Origin of the sequence: Nocardia sp. NPDC059229 (assembly GCF_042754165.1) — a bacterium.
Lineage (GTDB): Bacteria > Actinomycetota > Actinomycetes > Mycobacteriales > Mycobacteriaceae > Nocardia.
Map to the genome: position 1 here is coordinate 1 of NZ_JBHZAK010000029.1, position 21,501 is coordinate 21,501.

The 21,501-nt window shown below is 68.5% G+C and carries 1 protein-coding gene; it reads right to left on the reverse strand.

All coding sequences use genetic code 11. The annotated features are described in order from the left end of the window. Positions 1 to 92: 92 nt before the first annotated feature. Positions 93 to 21,449: an SDR family NAD(P)-dependent oxidoreductase gene (locus ACFXHE_RS39235; RefSeq protein WP_379390037.1), complete on the reverse strand. Its 21,357-nt coding sequence runs from the start codon at positions 21,447 to 21,449 to the stop codon at positions 93 to 95. Between the last annotated feature and the right edge of the window lie 52 nt (positions 21,450 to 21,501).

A 21,501-nucleotide genomic window follows, 5' to 3' on the forward strand; every position in this document is an offset into this window, starting at 1 on the left:
CTCGCGATCAACGAATCCAGTTCGGCCACAGCATGATCCAACACCACCCGACAGGTCTACCAGCAACGAATCACGCGAGTGCAGTTGCAGTACTAACCCGCGAGCCAGCCCTCGATCACGTCCGCGGCATCCGCCGAGCCGTCCTCCAGGATCGTGAAGTGATCGGCCTGGACCGGCACGACGGAATGCGTTGCGTCCCAGGGCTGGGCCTGCCAGTCCGCACGCTCTTCCGAACCTCCCAGGAATGACTGGGCGCACTGGACGAACAAGGTCGGCGTGGCAACGGGACCGGGCGCCATCTCCTGGAGCAGCCGGACATACCAGCCCATACCGGACAAGCGGGCCTGGTCGAAGCGGCCGAAGGTCGCCTCGTTGGACACCATGTGCTCGGCCATCGCCCGCAGCAGCCATTCGCCGCCGCCATCGTCCACCCGGTAGGTGTCGAGCATGACCACGCTCGCGGGCGCGGGTCCGCCCACCGCCTCGAGGTGCTCAGTGAGGAGGTAGGCCAGCAGGCCGCCCGAGGAGTACCCGAGCAGCACGAACGGATCTCCCTGTGCCGCTTCGAGAACATTGCGCGCCAGGGCCTCCAAGGCTGCCGTCGGCGTCGCCGGCAGGGGTTCTCCCGTCCGGCAGCCGACCGGCGACAGCGCCACGACCTCACGGGCAGTGCGCAGGTGCGAGGCGATCCTGGCGTACTGATGCGCGCCGCCGGTGGCCAGTGGCGGTGTGAGGCAGATGATCCGCGGCAGAGCCGAACCCGCCGCGACTCGCGCCGGCACCGGTAGCCGATCCAGCTCGGACGCCGACGCGAACTGCTCGCGCAGCTCCGCCGCCAGATTCAACAGGGCGAAGCCGGTGCCGACCCGGCCGGATTCCACTGCACCACGGAACATTCCGTACAGCGAGTCGTCCTCGCTCACCCGCTCACTGTCGGTTCGCGTGGATGTGGTGAGCTCCTTCCGCAGGTATCGGGCCAGTGCCGCGGGCGTTTTGTGATCGAAGATCGCGGCGGTCGGCAGGGTCAGGCCGGTGGAGGCATTCAGCGTGGTCCGCAACTCCATGGCGGCCAGTGAGTCGAACCCGGCTTCGAGGAAGTCGCGCTCGGGGTCGAGAGCATCGGCGCTCTCGTGCCCGAGCAGTCTGGCGGCGTTCTCGAGGATGTGGGTCCGGAGCCACTGTTCCTGTTCGGACTCCGAGAGCTGTGCCAGCTGCCTGCGCAGCGCGCCCGCGTCCTGTGCTCCGCTGCTGTGCCGACGCCCGGACCGCTTGGCCAGGTCGCCGAGCAGCGCGGGCACCGCGTCCCGGGCGCGCAACGCCGCCAGGTCGATCTCGACCGGCACGTGCACCGGACGCGTCGTGGACACGGCCGCGTCGAACAATTCGAGCGCCTTGTCCGCGGCCAGCGGCGGCATGCCCTGGCGACGCATGCGCAGCCGGTCGGCCTGGCTGAGCCACTGCGACAGTCCGGTTTCGATGTCCCACAGGCCGTAGGCGAGCGAGGTGGCCGGTAGGCCCTCGGCGTGCCGGGAGGTGGCGAGGGCATCGAGGAACACATTGGCCGCCGCGTAACCGCCCTGCCCGGCAGGCAGGATCGAACCTGCTACCGAGGAGATCATCACGAATGCGGACAGTCCTGCGTCGCGGGTGAGTCCGTGCAGATGCCACGCCGCGTCGGCCTTGGCACCGAGGCAGTAGTCGATCTGCTCAGGCGTCAAGGTGTCGACCAGACCGTTGTGGGCGACGCCCGCCACGTGGACGACCGCACCCAGCGGATGCTCCGCCGGTATCGAAGCGAGCAGGTCCCGCAACGCATTTCGGTCGGTGACATCGCAGGCGGCCACGCGAACCCGGGCGCCGAGAGCGCCGAGTTCGTCGATCAGATCCGCAACGGCGTCCGGTCCGCGACGACCGGCCAGCAGCAGGTGCCGCACACCGTGTTCGGTCACCAGATGCTCGGCGAGGTGGCGACCGATGCCGCCGGTGCCACCGGTAATCAGCACCGTCCGTTCGGGATCCCACGGTGCCTGCGGCTCCGTTTCAGGCGACGCGGCGCGCACCAGGCGCGGCACCCGCGCCCCGTCGGCGTCGACCGCCAGTTCCGGCTCACCCGAGATCGCCGCGGCGACAAGGCGATCCGCCGCTGTCTCCGCACGCGCCTCGATGAGCACGATCCGCCCGGGGTTCTCCGCCTGCGCCGCGCGCACCAGACCCCACACCGCGGCCGCGGCCGGGTCGGCCCCGGAGTCGGTGATCACAGCCAAAGTGGTTGCAGCGTACCGCTCTTCGCTCAGGAACTGCTGGATGACGCCGAGCGTGCGGTGCAGCGCCGCACGCAACCGGACCGGCACGTCGTCGCCGTCGACCGGGGGCCGGAAGAACAGGACCGACGCCGGCTCCGCCGCGCCCCATTCGGCCCACGAGACTCCCGCCGCCGGACGCAGTTCCGGACCGGGCCGCCAGGCGAACTCGTACAGCGCGTCCTGCGAGGACAGGGCCGCCCCCGAGAGCAGTTCGACCGACAGCGGGCGCAGGGCGAGCGACCGCACCGAAAGCAGCGGCGCACCACCGGAATCGGCCATCGCCAGGGTGACTTCTCCCTGATTCAGCCAGGTCAGCCGGACCCGCACCCGCCGGGCGCCGTCCGCGTGCACACGCACCGAAGACCACGCGAACGGCACCAGGGTCGGCCGCTCGGCCTGCTCGCCCACGCCCTCGGGCAGGCCGAAGGACAGTGCGTGCATGGCCGAGTCGAGCAGCGCGGGATGCACACCGTAGCCCTGGGCCGAGGTCAGCTCGGGGAGAGCGACTTCGGCGAAGAGGTCCTCCCCGCGACGCCACAGGGCCGAAAGCCCTTGGAAGGCGGGCCCGTAGTGGTACCCGTTCTCCGCGAGTTCGTCGTAGGCCCCGTCCAACGGGACGACCGTGGCACCGGCCGGTGGCCACTGCACGAAGTCGGCCCAGCCGTCGTCGCCGGCCGCCTGGCCCGGGCTCACCGTGCCGTGCGCATGGTGGGTCCACGAGAGCGACGGATCGTCCTCGTCCTTGCGCGAGTAGATGTCGAGCCCTCGGCGACCGGTCTCATCGCTGTCACCGACGATCACCTGGATCTGCACTCCGCCATGCCCGTGCAACACCAGCGGGGCCAGCAGTGTGAGTTCCTCGAGTTCCGGGCAGTCGACCTGGTCTCCGGCGTGCACGGCGAGCTCGACGAACCCGGTGCCGGGGAGCAGCACCGTGCCGAGCACGTCATGATCGGCCAACCAGGCATGGGTGGCCGTGGACAGGCGGCCGGTGAACCTGACGCCGCCGCTCTCCGGCTGTGCCACCATCGCGCCGAGCATGGGGTGCTCGGTGGACCGCAGGCCGAGCGCGTGCGCCTCGCCGGTGTGCAGTGGGCCGGTGGCCCAGAAGCGGCGGTGCTGGAAGCTGTAGGTCGGGAGGTCGGTCTTCGTGCCACCGACTCCGGCGTAGTAGCTGGACCAATCCACCGTCGCACCGGTGACGTGCAGACGGGCGAGGCCCGTCAGCAGTGTCACGGGGGTCGCGTTGTCCCGTCTGGTGAGAGCGATTGTGGTTGCGGTGTCGAGAGTTTGGGCGATCATCGGGGTCAGCACCGCATCGGGACCGACCTCGGCGAACCTGGACACGCCGAGCTCGGCGGCCGTGGCGACCGCGTCGGCAAACCGGACGGTCTCCCGGACCTGACGCACCCAATACGACGGATCCGACATCTCGTCGGTCACCCGTGCAGCGGTCACCGTCGACACCAGCGGGATCCGGGGGCGGGCGAACGTCAAACCCTCTATCGCCGTGGCGAATTCGGCCAGCATCGGTTCCATCGACGCCGAATGGAAGGCATGCGAAACACGCAACCTGCGCGTGCGCCAGCCCTTTTCGGCACAACGGTCGGCGACAGCGACGACATCGTCCTCGACGCCGGAAAGCACCACCGACGCAGGGCCATTCACCGCGGCGATCGACACCTCACCGGCCAGCAACGGCAGCACGTCGGCCTCGGGCGCACCGACCGCGACCATCGCTCCGCCAGTGGGTAGTGCCTGCATCAACCGGCCACGCGCGGCCACCAGCACACACGCATCCGTCAGAGACAGCACCCCGGCCACATGCGCGGCAGCCACCTCACCGATCGAATGACCGGCCACCACATCCGCACGCACACCCCAGGATTCGAGCAGCCTGAACAACGCCACCTCGAACGCGAACAGGCCCGCCTGCGCAAACACGGTCTGGTCCACGAGGTCAGCACTGGCCAACGCGGCACTCAGCGAAACCTGCTGTCCCAGGAGCGGATCCAGCTCGGCGACAATTGCGTCGAATGCCTCGGCGAACACCGGGTACGCGGCGCGCAGCTCAGTGGCCATACCGGCCCACTGCGCACCCTGACCCGAGAACACCAGACCCGTCGAGCCCGACGCCACGCGGCCGGTCACCACACCGGGGGCCTGCTCACCGGCAGCCAACGACCGCACGCCCGTGAGCAGGCCATCACGGCTCTCGGCCACCACAACCGCGCGATGCTCGAAAACAGCACGCGTGGACGCCAGGGAGAAGCCGACATCCGCCGGATTCAGGTCGCGATCACCCACATGGGACGCCAGGCGAGCAGCCTGACCGCCGAGCGCCTCGCCGCTTCGTGCCGAAACCACCCAGGGCAGCAGTCCATCTGCACGGTCCGTCGTCACCGGCGCCTGATCCACCACCGGAGCCTGCTCGACGATGACGTGAGCATTCGTGCCGCTGATACCGAACGAGGACACACCCGCACGACGCGGACGATCCACCTCCGGCCACGCCACCGACTCGGTCAACAACCGGATATGGCCTTCGCTCCAATCGACTTTGGTGCTGGGTGCATCGACGTGCAGGGTCTTGGGCAGCACGCCGTGGCGCATGGCCATCACCATCTTGATCACGCCACCCACACCGGCCGCGGCCTGAGAGTGACCGATGTTGGACTTCAACGACCCCAACCACAGCGGACGATCCGCCTCCCGGTCTTGGCCGTAGGTGGCCAGAAGCGCCTGGGCTTCGATGGGATCGCCCAACGTCGTACCCGTGCCGTGGGCTTCCACCACATCGACCTCGACCGGCGAGATCCCGGCGTTGGCCAATGCTTGGCGAATCACTCGCCGCTGTGAGGGCCCGTTGGGTGCGGTCAGACCATTCGACGCGCCATCCTGATTCACCGCCGAACCAGCGATCACCGCGAGCACCTGGTGGCCGTTGCGGCGGGCGTCGGACAGTCGTTCCAGCACCAGCATTCCGGCGCCCTCGGACCACCCGACACCATCGGCGGTGTCGGAGAAGGACTTACACCGTCCGTCGGGTGCGAGCCCGCGCTGACGGCTGAACTCCACGAAGGTCTCCGGGGTGGCCATCACCGCCACACCACCGGCCAGCGCCAGGTCGCATTCACCCGACCGCAGCGACTGCGCGGCCAGATGCATGGCCACCAGGGACGACGAGCAGGCCGTGTCGACCGAGACGGCCGGGCCCTCCAATCCCAGGGTGTAGGCGATGCGACCGGAGACGAGACTGCCGGTCGCGCTGTTCCCGCTGCCCTGGGCGTAGTCGTGGTACATGACGCCGGTGAACACACCGGTCGAGCTGCCGCGCAGCACCGCCGGATCGACACTGGCGCGTTCCAGCGCTTCCCAGGTCGTTTCCAGGAGTTGCCGCTGTTGCGGATCCATCATCGTGGCTTCGTTGGGGCCGATGCCGAAGAAGTCCGCGTCGAATTCCGCAGCGGTGTGCAGGAATCCGCCTTCCCGGGTGTAGGACTTGCCCGCGCGGCCCGGTTCCGGATCGTAGATGCCGGTGATGTCCCAGCCTCGATCGGTCGGGAGGGTCGACACCGCATCCCCGCCCACCCGGACCAGTTCCCACAGTTCCTCGGGGGACGTGACGCCTCCGGGGTAGCGGCAGGCCATGCCGACGACGGCGATCGGGTCCGTGTCGACGGCTCTGCTGGCGGTCACCTCGACGTCGCGGCTGGTGCCGGCGAACTCGTCGGCCAGATATTTCGCGAGGGCCTGAGGTGTGGGGTAGTCGAATACCAAGGTCGCGGGCAGCTGCAACCCCGTGACGGCCTTGAGAGCGTTGCGGAACTCGATAGCGGTGATCGAGTCGAAACCCAACTCGCCGAAGGCTTTGTCCGCCGCGACCGTGTTCACGTTCTGATGCCCCAGAATCGTGGCGACCTGCGCACGCACGATCTCCACGAGCACGTCGAAACGTTCGCTCTCGGGAGTGTTCGCCAGCCGAGCCCGCAGCGCCGTGAAGGCGCCCGAGGCCGCCTTGCGGCGAGCCGGGATGAGGCCCGCGAAGAGCGCCGGCGCGGCAGTACCCGCGCTGCGGATGCTCTCGAAATCGAGACGGGCAAGAACCGGAGCCGCCACGTCGATGTCGAGAGCGGCATCGAACAGTGCGAGGCCCTGTTCCTCCGACAGCGGCAGCATGCCCGAACGCGAAAGGCGTTGACGGTCAACGTCACTGAGTTGCCCGGCCATGCCACCGTCCCACAGGCCCCAGGCCAGGGAACTACCGCGGCCACCCGCAGCCCTGCGGTGCGCCGCCAGCGCATCCAGGCATGCGTTGGCCGCGGCGTAGTTGCCCTGGCCGGGGTTGCCGAAGGCTCCGGCGACCGAGCTGAACAGCACGAACGCCTGCAATGGCAGTCCGGCGGTGAGTTCGTGCAGGTGCAGCGCGGCATCGACCTTGGGCCCCAGCACCGTATCCATGCGTGCCGGGGTCAGCGAGGCGATCGCACCGTCGTCGAGGACGCCGGCCATGTGGAACACGCCGGTGAGCGGACGATCGGCGGGCACGCCCGCCAGCACCTCGGCGAGGGCGCCACGATCGGCGACATCACACGCGGCGAACTCGACCTCCGCACCCAGCTGCCGCAGCTCTGCGCCCAGTTCCGCAGCACCGGGCGCGGATTCGCCGCGCCTGCTCAACAGCAGCAGGCGACGGACGCCGCGGGTGGCGACCAGATGCCGGGCGAACATCCCGGCGAGCAATCCGCTCGCGCCGGTGATCAGAACGGTGTCGTCCGGATCGAAGGCGGGAGCGGCGGTCGCCGCGGTGGCGGCCGCGCGGCCCAACCGCGCGATGTGCACCTGCCCGTCGCGCACGGCCAGCTGCGGTTCGGCGGCGGCCACGATCCCGCCGAGCAGCCCGTCGAGTGCGGAGTCGCTGTCGATCAACACGATCCGGCCGGGGTTCTCCGCCTGCGCGGAGCGGACCAGACCACCCACGGCGGCACCGGCCAAGTTCGTAATGTCTTCCCCGGCAACCGAAACCGCGCCGCTGGTTCGAACCACCAGCACCGATTCGGTGAATCGCCGGTCTGCGATCCAAAACTGAAGGACCGCCAGAACGTCGTGCGTCGCAGCATGAATGGCGGCCAGATCGTCGCCCGTGGGGCACTCCAGCACGACCACCGGCGGGACCTGCTCACCGAGATCCAGCCACACTGCGGCGGTGACCTCGGTAGGACGCACCGTGATCGGCGTCCAGTCGATCTGGAACAGCCCATTGCCGACGACGGATGCGCCCGTGGTCAGCTGCGCGGGATCGATCGGCCGGGAGGCCAAGTGCCGCACGGTGGCCACCGGAGCACCGGTCGAGTCCGCCAGATCGATGGCGACGCCATGCTCACCGGCACGGGTGAGCCGGACACGCAGGGCATCGGCGCCGGCCGCGTGCACGCTGACACCGGACCACTCGAACGGCAGCGCCAGCTCGGCGCCCTGCGCCGATGTGTCCTCGGCAAACCGCAACGCGTGCAACGCCGCATCCAGTAGCGCCGGATGCAGACCGAACCGCTCCGCCTCGGCGCGGGCCGCCTCGGGCAGTTCGACCTCGGCGTAGAGCAGCCCGTCCGCGGTGCGCCACACCGACTTCAGTGCCTGGAACACCGGACCGTAGTGGTAGCCCTGCGCATCGAGCGAGTCGTACGCACCGTCGATGTCCACGGCGACCGCACCGACCGGCGGCCATTGCACCAGATCGTCAGGCGCACTGCTGATTCCGGGTGTAAGCACACCCTCGGCGTGCAAGGTCCACGCCGGCGCCGCATCGACACCGTCCTCGGGGCGGGAGAAGATCCGCACTGCGCGACGGCCAGCCTCGTCCGGAGCACCGGCCACCACGCGCACTGCGAGTCCTGCGGACTCCGGGAGTGCCAGCGGGACCTGGAGGACCAGTTCCTCGAGGGTCGAGCAGCCGACCTGTTCGCCGACGTGCAGGGCGAGTTCGACCAGCCCGGTGCCGGGGAACAGCACGGTGTCCATGACCGTGTGGTCGGCGAGCCAGGGGTGCGCCTGCACCGACAGCCGACCGGTGAGGGTCACCGCGTCGGAATCCGGTTGGGACACCACCACCGAGGCCAGGGGGTGTCCGGTGGCGGCGAGACCCATGGCCCGGGCGTCACCGCCGGCGGCGGAGCCGTCGAGCATCCAGTAGCGGCTGCGCTGGAAAGCGTAGGTGGGCAAGTCGATTCGCCCGGCTCCGGTACCGGCGTAGAAACCGGCCCAGTCGACGGGAGCGCCCGCCACGAACAGCCTGGCCACCGCGTTCAACACGGCTGACGCATCGGCATGGTCTCGACGCGCCAACGCCACCACCGCGGCAGCACCGTCATCGAGGGTCTGGGCGACCATCGGGGTCAGCACCGCGTCGGGACCGACCTCGGCGAATCTCGACACACCCATACCCGCCATCGCGGTGACCGCATCGGCGAAACGCACGGTGTCCCGGACCTGACCGACCCAGTACGACGGAACCGTCATCTCGTCACCGATCCGGGCGCCGGTCACCGTCGACACCAACGGGATGCTCGGGCGGGCGAACGCCAAACCCTCGATCGCCGAAGCGAACTCGGCCAGCATCGGCTCCATCAACGCCGAATGGAAGGCATGCGAAACCCGCAACCGGTGCGTCCGCCAACCCTCCTCGGCACACCGCTCAGCAACAGCCACGACAGCCTCTTCCACGCCGGAGAGCACCACCGACGACGGGCCGTTGACCGCCGCGATCGACACCTCACCGGCGGGCACGTCACCGGCCGCCAGCAGCGCCCGAACGTCGCTCTCGGAGGCACCGACAGCGACCATCGCGCCACCGGTGGGCAATGCCTGCATCAACCGGCCACGCGCGGCCACCAGCACACACGCATCCGCCAGAGACAGCACACCCGCCACGTGGGCAGCGGCCACTTCCCCGATCGAGTGACCGGCCACGACATCGGTACGGACTCCCCACGATTCGAGCAGCCGGAACAACGCCACCTCGAACGCGAACAAACCCGCCTGCGCGAACACTGTCTGGTCGATCAGGTCGGCACCGGCCAAGGCTTCACTCAGCGAAACCTGCTGCCCCAGCAGCGGATCCAGCTCGGCGACAATCGCGTCGAAAGCCTCGGCGAACACCGGGTACGCAGCACGCAGCTCGGCAGCCATACCGGCCCACTGCGCACCCTGACCCGAGAACACCACACCGGTCGAACCCGGCATCACACGACCGGACACCACACCCGGAGCCGTTTCGCCGCGCCCCAGCCCTCGAGTGCCGGCCCTCAGGCCGTCCTGCTCGGGGGACAACACCACGGCGCGATGGTCGAACAGCACTCTCGAAGTCACGAGCGAGAAGCCGATGTCGATCGGGTCGTGATCGTGGTCGTCCGTATGGGACGTCAGGCGGGCAGCCTGCTCGGCAAGAGCTTCGTCGGTACGTGCCGAGAGCACCCACGGCAGCACTGCACCGGCCGGGGCGGTCTTGGCCGCCGGAGCCGGGGCTGCTGCCGGAGCCTGTTCGACGATGAGGTGGGCGTTGGTGCCGCTGATACCGAAGGAGGACACACCGGCACGACGCGGACGATCAACGTCCGGCCACGCAACCGCCTCGGTCAGCAACCGGATATGGCCTTCGCTCCAATCGACTTTGGTGCTGGGCTGATCCACGTGCAGCGTTCGCGGCAGCAGGCCATGGCGCATCGCCATGACCATCTTGATCACACCACCCACACCGGCCGCGGCCTGAGCGTGACCGATGTTGGACTTCAACGAACCCAGCCACAGCGGACGATCCGCCTCGCGGTCCTGTCCGTAGGTCGCCAGTAGCGCCTGGGCTTCGATCGGATCGCCCAAAGTCGTTCCCGTGCCATGAGCTTCGACCACATCCACGTCGGCCGAAGTCACCCGGGCATTGGCCAGTGCTTGGCGGATGACCCGTCGCTGCGAGGGACCGTTGGGTGCGGTCAGACCATTCGACGCGCCATCCTGATTCACCGCCGAACCGGCGATCACGGCGAGAATCTGGTGACCGTTGCGCTGGGCGTCGGAGAGTCGCTCCAACACCAGCATTCCGGCGCCCTCGGACCAGGCGACGCCGTCGGCGGCGTCGGCGAAGGACTTGCATCGTCCATCCGGTGCGAGCCCGCGCTGACGACTGAACTCGAGGAACATGTCCGGGGTGGCCATCACAGCGACACCACCGGCCAATGCCAGATCGCACTCCCCCGACCGCAGCGACTGCGACGCCAGATGCAGCGCCACGAGCGACGACGAACACGCCGTGTCCACCGAGACGGCCGGGCCCTCCAATCCCAGCGTGTAAGCGATCCGGCCCGAGACCAGACTGCCGCCGGTGCTGGCTCCGGTCCCGGTTCCCTGGGCGTAGTCGTGGTACATCACGCCGGTGAACACACCGGTCGAGCTGCCGCGCAGCACCGCCGGATCCACACCGGCGCGCTCCAATGCCTCCCACGAGACCTCCAGCAGCAATCGCTGCTGGGGGTCCATCATCGTGGCTTCGTTGGGGCTGATCCCGAAGAATTCCGCATCGAATTCCGCTGCGGAGTACAGGAATCCGCCTCGGCGCGTGTAGGTCCTGCCTGCTTTGCCGGGTTCGGGATCGTAGATGCCGTCGATGTCCCAGCCACGATCCACCGGCAATTCACCGGTGGTGTCGGCACCCGAGACGACGAGGCTCCACAGATCCTCGGGCGACATGACGCCACCCGGATAGCGACATCCCATCGCCACCACGGCAATCGGCTCGTCGTCGGCTCGGACTCGACTGGTCGCGAGCTCTTCGACGACTCCGGTGCCGGTGAGTTGCGAGCCGATGAACTCCGCGACGACCTGCGGATTGGGGTAGTCGAAGACGAGGGTGGCCGGTAGGTGCAGACCGGTCGCGGTATTGAGTTTGTTGCGGAACTCGACAGCGCTCAGCGAGTCGAAACCGAGCTGCTGGAAAGCCTGCTGGGGTTCCACAGCTGCCATGGAGGCGTGCCCGAGAATGTCTGCGGCAGTGGACCGGACGAGTTCGAGCAGCGCGCTGTCGCGATCGCTGTCGGAGAGACCGGCCAGCTTCCGCAGGAAGGCCTGGCCTGCCGCTGTCCGACTCTGGCGGCGCACGGACGTCGGGACGACCGAACGGAGGAGCGCCGGGATCCGCTCGCCCTGGGTTCGCAGGATGGCCGGATCGACTCGCAGCGCGACCAGTTGGGCCTGGTCGGTGGCAATCGCCGAGTCGAACAGTGCCAGGCCCTCGGCCTCGGTCAGCGGCGGGTAGCCCTGCCGCCGCATCCGGTCGAAGTCGCTCTCGGACAGCTCAGCGCCGAGCGCGGTGGACCGCGCCCACAACCCGTAATCGATGGATGTCGCGGGCAATCCCAGGCCGCGACGGTGGGCGGCGAGCGCGTCCAGGAAGACATTCGCGGCGGCGTAGTTCGCTTGGCCGGCGGCCAGCACCAGGCCACCCGCCGACGACACCAGGACGAACAACTCCAGCGACCGGTCGCGGGTGAGTTCGTGCAGATGCCACGCGGCGTCGACCTTGGGCCGGAAAACCTGCTCGATGCGGTCGGGCGTGATCGATTCGATCAGGCCGTTGTCGGCGGTTCCGGCCGCGTGGATCACTCCGGCCAGCGGGTACTGGTCGGAGATGGTGGCGAGCAGGGCGGCCAGCGCGTCTCGATCGGACACGTCGCACGCGGCGATGGTGACCTCGGCGCCGAGCTCGACGAGTTCGTCCCGAAGTTCGGTGGCTCCCGGCGCATCCGGGCCACGACGACCGGTCAGAAGCAGTTGGCGCACACCGTGTTCGGTCACCAGATGCCGGGCGATCACCGCACCGAGGCCACCGGTGCCGCCGGTGATCAGCACCGTGCCCGACGCCGCCGATCGAACAATCGTGCCCGATGCGTGGCGGCTCAAACGCGGCACGAGCACGCTCGTGCCCCGGAGGGCGACCTCGGGTTCCGAAGCGACCGCTGCCACCGCGGTCACGGCAGCGAGCAGCTCACCGTTGTCATCCAGATCCAGAAGCTGGAATCGCCCCGGATGCTCCGCCTGTGCGGCCCGCACCAACCCCCACACCGGGGCCTGATCCAAGCGCACCTGCTCAGCATCGGCGACGGTCACCGCTTGCCTGGTGAGCACCACCAAACGGGAACCGGCGAAACGAGATTCGGCCAGCCACCGCTGAACGGTATCGAGGACGCCGGTGACAACCTCCCGTGCGGCCTCCGGCTCGGGGCCGTCACCGCGGGGGCAGTCCAGCAAGACGATCTCAGGGACAACCGCGTCGGGGTTCGCATCCAGATCGGCGATCAATGCCGCGAGATCACGGTGGCCGGGCACCCCGTCAGCGCCCTGACCAGAACCCAGGAGCGCCAACCGATCCGGCTCGACCGCCGCCTCCGCCGACAACCCGGCGGCGACCCACTCCACACCGAACAGGGCTTCCGACGTGCGCCGGCCGCCGAGCCGATCGGCCGACACCGGCCGGGAAACCAGAGCATCCACCGACAACACCGGTTGCCCTTGGTCATCGGCGAGCTGGACGGCGAACCTGTTGTCCTGCAGCGCGATACGCACTCGCACTGCGGCAGCGCCGACCGCGTGCAGCGCCACCCGGTTCCAGGTGAAGGGCAGCACCGGCGAGTCACCGCCGCCGTTGCGACGGCCGTGCACGATTCCGGCGTGCAGAGCGGCGTCGAACAATGCGGGATGGATGCCGAAACCGTTGGCTCCCTGCGGATCCGGGAGCGCGACCTCGGCGAACAATTCTCCACCGCGCTGCCATGCGGCCTGCAAACCCTGGAACAGGTGGCCATAGCCGTATCCGAGATCGAACAGCTCGTCGTAGACACCATCGATATCCATCGGCTGCGCACCGGCCGGAGGCCACGCGGCAAGATCGAAATCCGCCGTCACCTCGTCCGGCGCGAGCACACCTTCGGCGTTCAACGTCCATGACGACGCGGAATCGACGCCACTGTCGGGGCATGAGAAGATCCGCACACCGCGCCGACCCGCGCCATCGGGGGCAGCGACCACCACGCGCACCGCGACCCCGGCCGACTCCGGCAGCACCAGCGGCGCTTGCAGAACCAGCTCGTCCAGGGTCGGGCAGCCGACGTGTTCTCCGGCCTGCAGGGCAAGTTCGACCAGTCCGGTACCGGGCAACAGGACAGTGTCCATGACCTGGTGATCGGCCAGCCATGGCTGGGTCTGCGCCGACAAACGGCCACTGAGCGTGACCACCTCGGAATCCGGCTGCGCGACCACGGCCGAAACCAGCGGATGCCCGCTGGCCACGAAACCCATCGACCGGGCGTCGCCACTACCGGTGGACGTCGGGGCCATCCAATGGCGCCGACGCTGGAAAGCGTAGGTGGGCAGGTCGATTCGCCGAGCGCCGGAACCGGCGTAGAGAGCGGCCCAATCGACCCGGGCGCCGGTGACGAACAACCCGGCCACTCCGCCCAGCAGAGTCATCACATCGGCCCGAGCCCGACGCGCCAATGCGACCGCCGCGGCGGCGCCGTCATCGAGGGTCTGGGCGATCATGGGGGTCAGCACCGCGTCGGGACCGACCTCGGCGAACCTGGACACGCCCGAATCAGCCATTGCCACAACAGCATCCGCGAAGCGCACCGACTCCCGGACCTGACCCACCCAGTACGACGGATCACACATTTCGTCGGCAATCCGAGCGCCGGTCACCGTCGACACCAGCGGGATGCTCGGGCGGGCGAACGCCAAACCCTCGATCGCCGTGGCGAATTCGGCCAGCATCGGTTCCATCAGAACCGAATGGAAAGCGTGCGAGACACGTAGTCGGTGAGTGCGCCAACCCTGCTCGGCGCAACGATCGGCAACAGCCACGACGTCGTCCTCGACACCGGACAACACGACCGAGGACGGGCCGTTGACCGCCGCGATCGACACCCCACCCGCCACCAGCAGCGGGAGCACATCTGCTTCGGAGGCACCGACGGCGACCATCGCCCCACCGGTGGGCAATGCCTGCATCAACCGGCCGCGAGCGGCCACCAGCACACACGCATCGGTCAGAGACAGCACCCCGGCCACATGCGCGGCAGCGACCTCACCGATCGAGTGTCCGGCCACCACATCGGCACGCACGCCCCAGGATTCGAGCAGCCTGAACAGCGCCACCTCGAACGCGAACAGGCCCGCCTGCGCAAATACCGTCTGGTCGGCCAGATCACCGTCCGCCAAAGCCTCGATCAGTGAAACCTGCTGCCCCAGCAGCGGATTCAGCTGCCCGACGATCCCATCGAAAGCCTCGCCGAACACCGGGTAAGCCGCACGCAGTTCGGTAGCCATACCGGCCCACTGCGCACCCTGACCCGAGAACACCAGACCTGTCGAACCCGACACCGTCCGACCGGACACCACACCGGGTGCCTGCACACCGGCAGCCAACGACCGTAGTCCCGAGAGGAGACCTTCACGCCCCTCGGCCACGACGACCGCACGATGCTCGAGCACAGCGCGCGTGGACGCCAGCGAGAAGCCGATATCGATCGGATCGTGTTCGCCCACAGACGATGCCAAACGGGCAGCCTGGCCGGCGAGAGCGTCACTACCGCGCGCCGAAACCACCCACGGCAGCGCCGCCGGAACGGTCTCGACCACCGGCACCGGCTCCGCCACCGGAGCTACCGGAGCCTGCTCGACGATGAGGTGAGCATTGGTGCCGCTGATACCGAAGGACGACACACCCGCACGACGCGGACGATCCACCTCCGGCCACGCCACCGCCGCGGTCAGCAACCGCACATGGCCCTCGGACCAATCGACCTTGGTGCTGGGCTGATCAGCGTGCAGCGTTCGGGGTAGGACCCCGTGCTGCATCGCCATCACCATCTTGATCACGCCACCGACACCCGCCGCGGCTTGGGCGTGACCGATATTGGACTTCAGCGACCCCAGCCACAATGGCCGGTCCGCGTCACGATCCTGGCCGTAGGTCGCAAGCAGCGCTTGGGCTTCGATCGGATCGCCCAGCGTTGTACCGGTGCCGTGGGCCTCCACCACATCGACCTCGACCGGCGCGATCCCGGCATTGGCCAGCGCTTGGCGAATCACTCGCCGCTGCGACGGACCGTTCGGCGCGGTCAGACCATTCGACGCGCCATCCTGATTCACCGCCGAACCAGCGATCACCGCGAGCACCTGATGGCCGTTGCGGCGGGCGTCGGACAGGCGCTCCAGCACCAGCACACCGGCACCTTCGGACCAACCGACCCCATCGGCGGTGTCGGAGAAGGACTTACACCGACCATCCGGGGACAAGCCTCGCTGACGGCTGAACTCCACGAAGGTCTCCGGGGTGGCCATCACCGCCACACCACCGGCCAGCGCCAGGTCGCATTCACCCGACCGCAGCGACTGCGCGGCCAGATGCATTGCCACGAGCGAGGATGAACACGCCGTGTCCACGGTAACCGCAGGGCCTTCGAGGCCGAACACATACGAGACCCGGCCCGAGACCAAGCTCCCGGTTGCATTGTTCCCGGATCCCTGCGCGTAGTCGTGGTACATCATGCCGGTGAAGACACCGGTCGAGCTGCCACGCAGCACATCCGGATCCACACCGGCGCGTTCCAGCGCCTCCCACGACACCTCCAGCAGCAACCGCTGCTGCGGATCCATCATCGCGGCTTCATTGGGGCTGATCCCGAAGAAGTCCGCGTCGAATTCCGCTGCGGAGTACAGGAATCCGCCTTGGCGGGTGTACGTCTTGCCCGCGTGACCGGGTTCGGGGTCGTAGATGCCCTCGATATCCCAGCCTCGATCCGTCGGCATCTCACCGGTGGCATCGATGCCGGAGGTGACAAGATTCCACAGGTCTTCGGGCGAGGCGACGCCGCCGGGATAGCGGCAGCTCATCGCTACCACCGCAATCGGCTCGTCGTCGACGGCCGCGCTGGCGGTAACCTCGACGTCGCGGCCGGTGCCGGTGAATTCGTCGGCCAGATATTTCGCCAGCGCCTGCGGTGTCGGATAGTCGAATACCAGTGTCGCGGGCAGCGATAGGCCGGTGACGGCTTTGAGGGCATTGCGGAACTCGACAGCGGTGATCGAGTCGAAGCCCAGCTCGCCGAAGGCCTTGTCAGCCGCGATCGCGTTCGTGTTCTGATGACCGAGAATCGCCGCGACCTGACCGCGCACGATCTCCACGAGCACACCGAAACGCTCGCTGTCGGGAGTGTTGGCCAGACGAGCTCGCAATGGCGTCGCCGCACCCGAGGCCGCTCGGCGGCGAGCCGGGATCAAGCCGGAAAACAGTGCGGGCACGGCGAATTCGGCGCCACGCAGGCTATCCAGGTCCAGGCGGGCGAGGACCGGGGCGGTCACGTCGCTCGCGGTGGCGGCGTCGAAAAGCGCCAGGCCCTGGTCCTCCGACAGCGGCAACAGGCCCGAACGCGAAATGCGGTGCAGGTCAGCGTCGCTGAGCTGCCCGGCCATGCCCCCGTCCCACAGACCCCAGGCCAGAGACTGCCCGTGGCTGCCCGAGGTCCTGCGGAGTGCCGCGAGCGCATCGAGGCACGCATTGGCCGCGGCATAGTTGCCCTGTCCGGCATTGCCGAACGCACCGGCCACCGAGCTGAACAGCACGAACGCCTTCAACGGAAGCTGGGCGGTGAGTTCGTGCAGGTGCAGCGCGGCATCGACCTTGGGCCCCAGCACCACATCCATCCGGGCCGGGGTCAGCGAGGCGATGGCGCCATCGTCGAGGACGCCGGCCATATGGAACACGCCGGTGAGCGGGTGCGCGGCAGGCACATTCGCGATCGCCTGCGCGAGTGCGTCGCGATCGGCGACATCACACGCGGCGAACTCGACCTCCGCGCCGAGCCGCTGCAGCTCCGCGCGCAACTCCGCGGCGCCGGGAGCGGCCTCTCCGCGTCGGCTCAGCAGCAACAGGCGGCGCACGCCATGGGTGTCGACCAGGTGCCGGGCGAACAGTCCACCGAGCAGACCACCCGCACCGGTGATCAGAACGGTGTCGTCCGGATCGAAGGGGTCGGTCGCCGAAGCGGTCGCCGCGGTGGCCCGGCTCAGCCGCGCACCGTGCACCTGCCCGGCACGCACGGCCACCTGTGGTTCCTGCGCGGTGAGAATCCCGCCCAGCAGCCCGTCGAGCGCGGAGTCGGTGTCCACCAAGACGATCCGGCCGGGGTTCTCCGCCTGCGCGGAACGAACCAGGCCGCCGACAGCAGCACCGGCCAGGTTCGTAATGTCCTCCCCGGCGACCGATACGGCTCCACTGGTCCGAACCACCAGCGTCGACTCGGCGAACCGAGAATCGGCGATCCAGGACTGAACCACCGCGAGAGCTGCATGGGTCGCGGCGTGGATGGCCGCGAGGGCGTTGCCCTCCGGGCAATCGAACACGACCACGGCCGGAATCTCGTCACCCAGATCCGCCCACGACACCGCGCGGACTTCGGCCTCCCCCACCGAGATCGGCGCCCAGCCGACCTGGAACAGCGCATTGCCGACCGCGGATGCGCCGCCCATGAGCTGCGCGGGATCGATGGGCCGGGAAGCCAGCTGCCGCACCGTCGCCACCGGGGTACCGGTCGGGTCCGCCAGATCCAGGGTGACCGCGTGCTCGCCGACGCGGGTGAGCCGGACGCGCAGCGCGCCCGCTCCGGTCGCGTGCACGGCGACACCGGACCACTCGAACGGCAAGGCCAGCCCGGCACCCTCCGCGGGCATGCCATCGGCGAAGCGCAGGGCATGCAGGGCGGCATCGAGCAATGCCGGATGCACGCCGAACCGCTTGGCGTCCGGACGGGCCTGCTCCGGCAGCTCGACCTCGGCGTAGAGCAGGCCGTCGGTGCCCCGCCACACCGAGGTCAGCGCCTGGAACACCGGACCGTAGTGATAGCCCTGCGCATCGAGGGAGTCGTACACACCGTCGATTTCGACGGCGGTGGCGCCGGCGGGCGGCCACTGCGCCAAATCCGCTGGCGCGCTGTCGAATCCCGACATGAGAACGCCTTCGGCGTTCAAGGTCCACAACGGCACCGCATCGACACCGTCATCGGGGCAGGAGTAGACCCGCACTCCGCGTCGGCCTGCGGCGTCCTGGGCACCGACCACCACGCGCACCGCGACGCCGGCCGACTCCGGCAGCACCAGCGGCACCCGCAGGACCAACTCCTCGAGGGTCGAGCAGCCGACCTGCTCCCCGGCCTGCAGGGCGAGTTCGACCAAACCGGTGCCGGGGAACAGCACAGTGTCCATCACCCGGTGATCGGCCAGCCATGGATGCGTCAGTGCCGACAGTCGGCCGGTGAGGGTGACCGCGTCGGAATCCGGTTGCGACACCACCACCGGGACCAGGGGATGTCCGGTGGCCGCCAGGCCCATCGCCCGGGCATCGCCACCGACAGCGCCTGCGGCGATCCAGAAGCGCCGATGCTGGAATGCGTAGGTGGGCAGGTCGATTCGCTGAGCTCCGGAGCGGGCATAGAAACCGGCCCAATCGACGTCGGCACCGGATACGAACAGCCCGGCCACGCCGGACAGCACGGAGAACGAATCGGCCCGATCCCGGCGCGCCAAGGCCACCACCGTGGCGGCGTCGTCGAGAGTCTGGGCGATCATGGGGGTCAGCACGGCATCGGGTCCGACCTCGGCGAAGCGGGACACACCCGAATTCGCCATCGCGGCAACCGCATCGGCGAACCGCACGGTGTCGCGGACCTGACCGACCCAATACGACGGATCGATCATTTCGTCGGTGATCCGGGCGCCGGTGACCGTGGACACCAACGGGATGATGGGGCGAGCGAACGCCAAACCAGCTATCGCCGTCGCGAACTCGGCCAGCATCGGCTCCATCAGAGCCGAATGGAAAGCATGCGACACCCGCAACTTGTGTGTACGCCAACCACGCTCGGCACACGCCTCGACGACGGCGGCGACCGCGTCTTCGACACCGGAGAGCACCACCGACGCAGGACCATTCACCGCCGCGATCGAAACCTCGCCGGCCAGCAGTGACAGCACATCGATCTCGGACGCACCGACAGCGACCATGGCCCCACCGGCGGGCAGCGCCTGCATCAACCGACCACGCGCAGCGACCAACACACACGCATCGGTCAGAGACAGCACACCCGCCACATGCGCGGCAGCCACCTCACCGATCGAATGACCGGCCACCACATCAGCACGGACTCCCCACGATCCGAGCAGCCGGAACAACGCCACCTCGAACGCGAACAAACCCGCCTGCGCGAACACCGTCCGATCGACCAGATCAGCGCTCGCCAACGCCTCGCTCAACGAAACCGACTGCCCCAGCAACGGATCCAGCTCGGCGACAATCGCGTCGAACGCCTCGGCGAACACCGGGTACGCGCCGCGCAGTTCGGTAGCCATACCGGCCCACTGAGCACCCTGACCGGAGAACACCACACCGGTCGAGCCCGCCACAACACGACCGGACACGACGCCGGGAGTGGTTTCGGTGCGGCCCAGCGCCCCGACTCCCGCCAGCAGACCATCGCGGTCCTCGGCCACCGCAACTGCACGATGCTCGAAAACAGCACGCGCGGATGCCAGCGAGAAACCGAGATCGATCGGATCATGGTCGGCCGCATGCGATGTCAGGCGAACAGCCTGATCGGCGAGAGCCTCGCCGCTGCGTGCCGAAACCACCCACGGGAGCAGCCCACCGGCCGGAACGGTCTTCGCCGCCTGCACCTGATCCACGGCGGGCTCGGACGCCGGGGCCTGCTCGACGATGACGTGTGCGTTGGTGCCGCTGATACCGAACGAGGACACACCGGCACGACGCGGACGATCCACCTCCGGCCACGCCACCGACTCGGTCAGCAGACGCACATGGCCCTCGGACCAGTCCACCTTCGTGGAGGGCTGATCCACATGCAGGGTCTTGGGCAGCACGCCATGGCGCATCGCCATGACCATCTTGATCACACCGCCCACACCGGCCGCGGCCTGGGCGTGACCGATATTGGACTTCAGCGAGCCCAACCACAATGGCCGGTCCGCGTCACGCTCCTGCCCGTACGTCGCCAGCAGCGCCTGGGCTTCGATCGGATCACCCAGCGTCGTACCGGTGCCGTGGGCTTCGACGACATCCACCTCCGCCGGGGACACCCCCGCATTGGTCAGAGCCTGGCGGATGACCCGTCGCTGCGAGGGACCGTTGGGTGCGGTCAGACCATTGGACGCGCCATCCTGGTTCACCGCCGAACCGGCGATCACAGCGAGAATCTGATGCCCATTGCGCTGGGCGTCGGAGAGTCGCTCCAACACCAGGACGCCGACGCCCTCGGACCAGCCGACCCCATCGGCCGTGTCGGAGAAGGACTTACACCGCCCATCCGGAGACAAACCCCGCTGACGGCTGAACTCCACGAAGGTCTCCGGCGTCGCCATCACGGCCACACCACCGGCCAGAGCCAGATCGCACTCCCCCGACCGCAGCGAGGCCGCCGCGGAGTGCATTGCCACCAATGAGGACGAGCACGCCGTGTCCACGGTGACCGACGGCCCTTCCAGGCCGAACACGTACGAGACCCGGCCGGAGGCAATGGATCCCGAGTTCGCATTGGCCGGATAGTCGTGGTACATCATGCCGACCCATACGCCGGTCCGGCTGCCCTTCAGTGAGCCGGGGTCGACACCGGCCCGTTCGAACGCCTCCCAGGAGGTTTCCAGCAGCAGGAACTGCTGCGGATCCATGAGTGCGGCTTCATTGGGACTGATGTTGAAGAACGCGGGGTCGAATTCACCTGCGGAATGCAGGAATCCGCCCTCGCGGGTATAGGTGCTGTTCGGTGTCTCCCCGCTCGCGTCGTAGAGGCGATCGATATCCCAGCCACGATTGCCGGGGAACTCCGAGGTCGCGTCCGTTCCCTCCGCGACCAGATTCCACAGCTCCTCAGGCGAACTGACCCCACCCGGGTACCGGCAGGCCATACCCACAATCGCGATCGGTTCGCGAAGAGCCGCGTCGAGCTTGCGATTGCGGGCACGCAACCGCTCCGTCTCCTTGAGCGAGACGCGCAATGCCTGAGCGAGCTTCTGAGTATTGTCTTCGGGCTTCGTCATTAGTGTGCTAGCTCTTCCTAGGGTCAGCGTGACTCGTCGGCGAATTGCGCCG

What these genes read in the sequence shown, in the direction of transcription:
- ACFXHE_RS39235 (WP_379390037.1), bottom strand. Translation starts at nt 21,449, where the DNA reads ATGACGAAGCCCGAAGACAATACTCAGAAGCTCGCTCAGGCATTGCGC.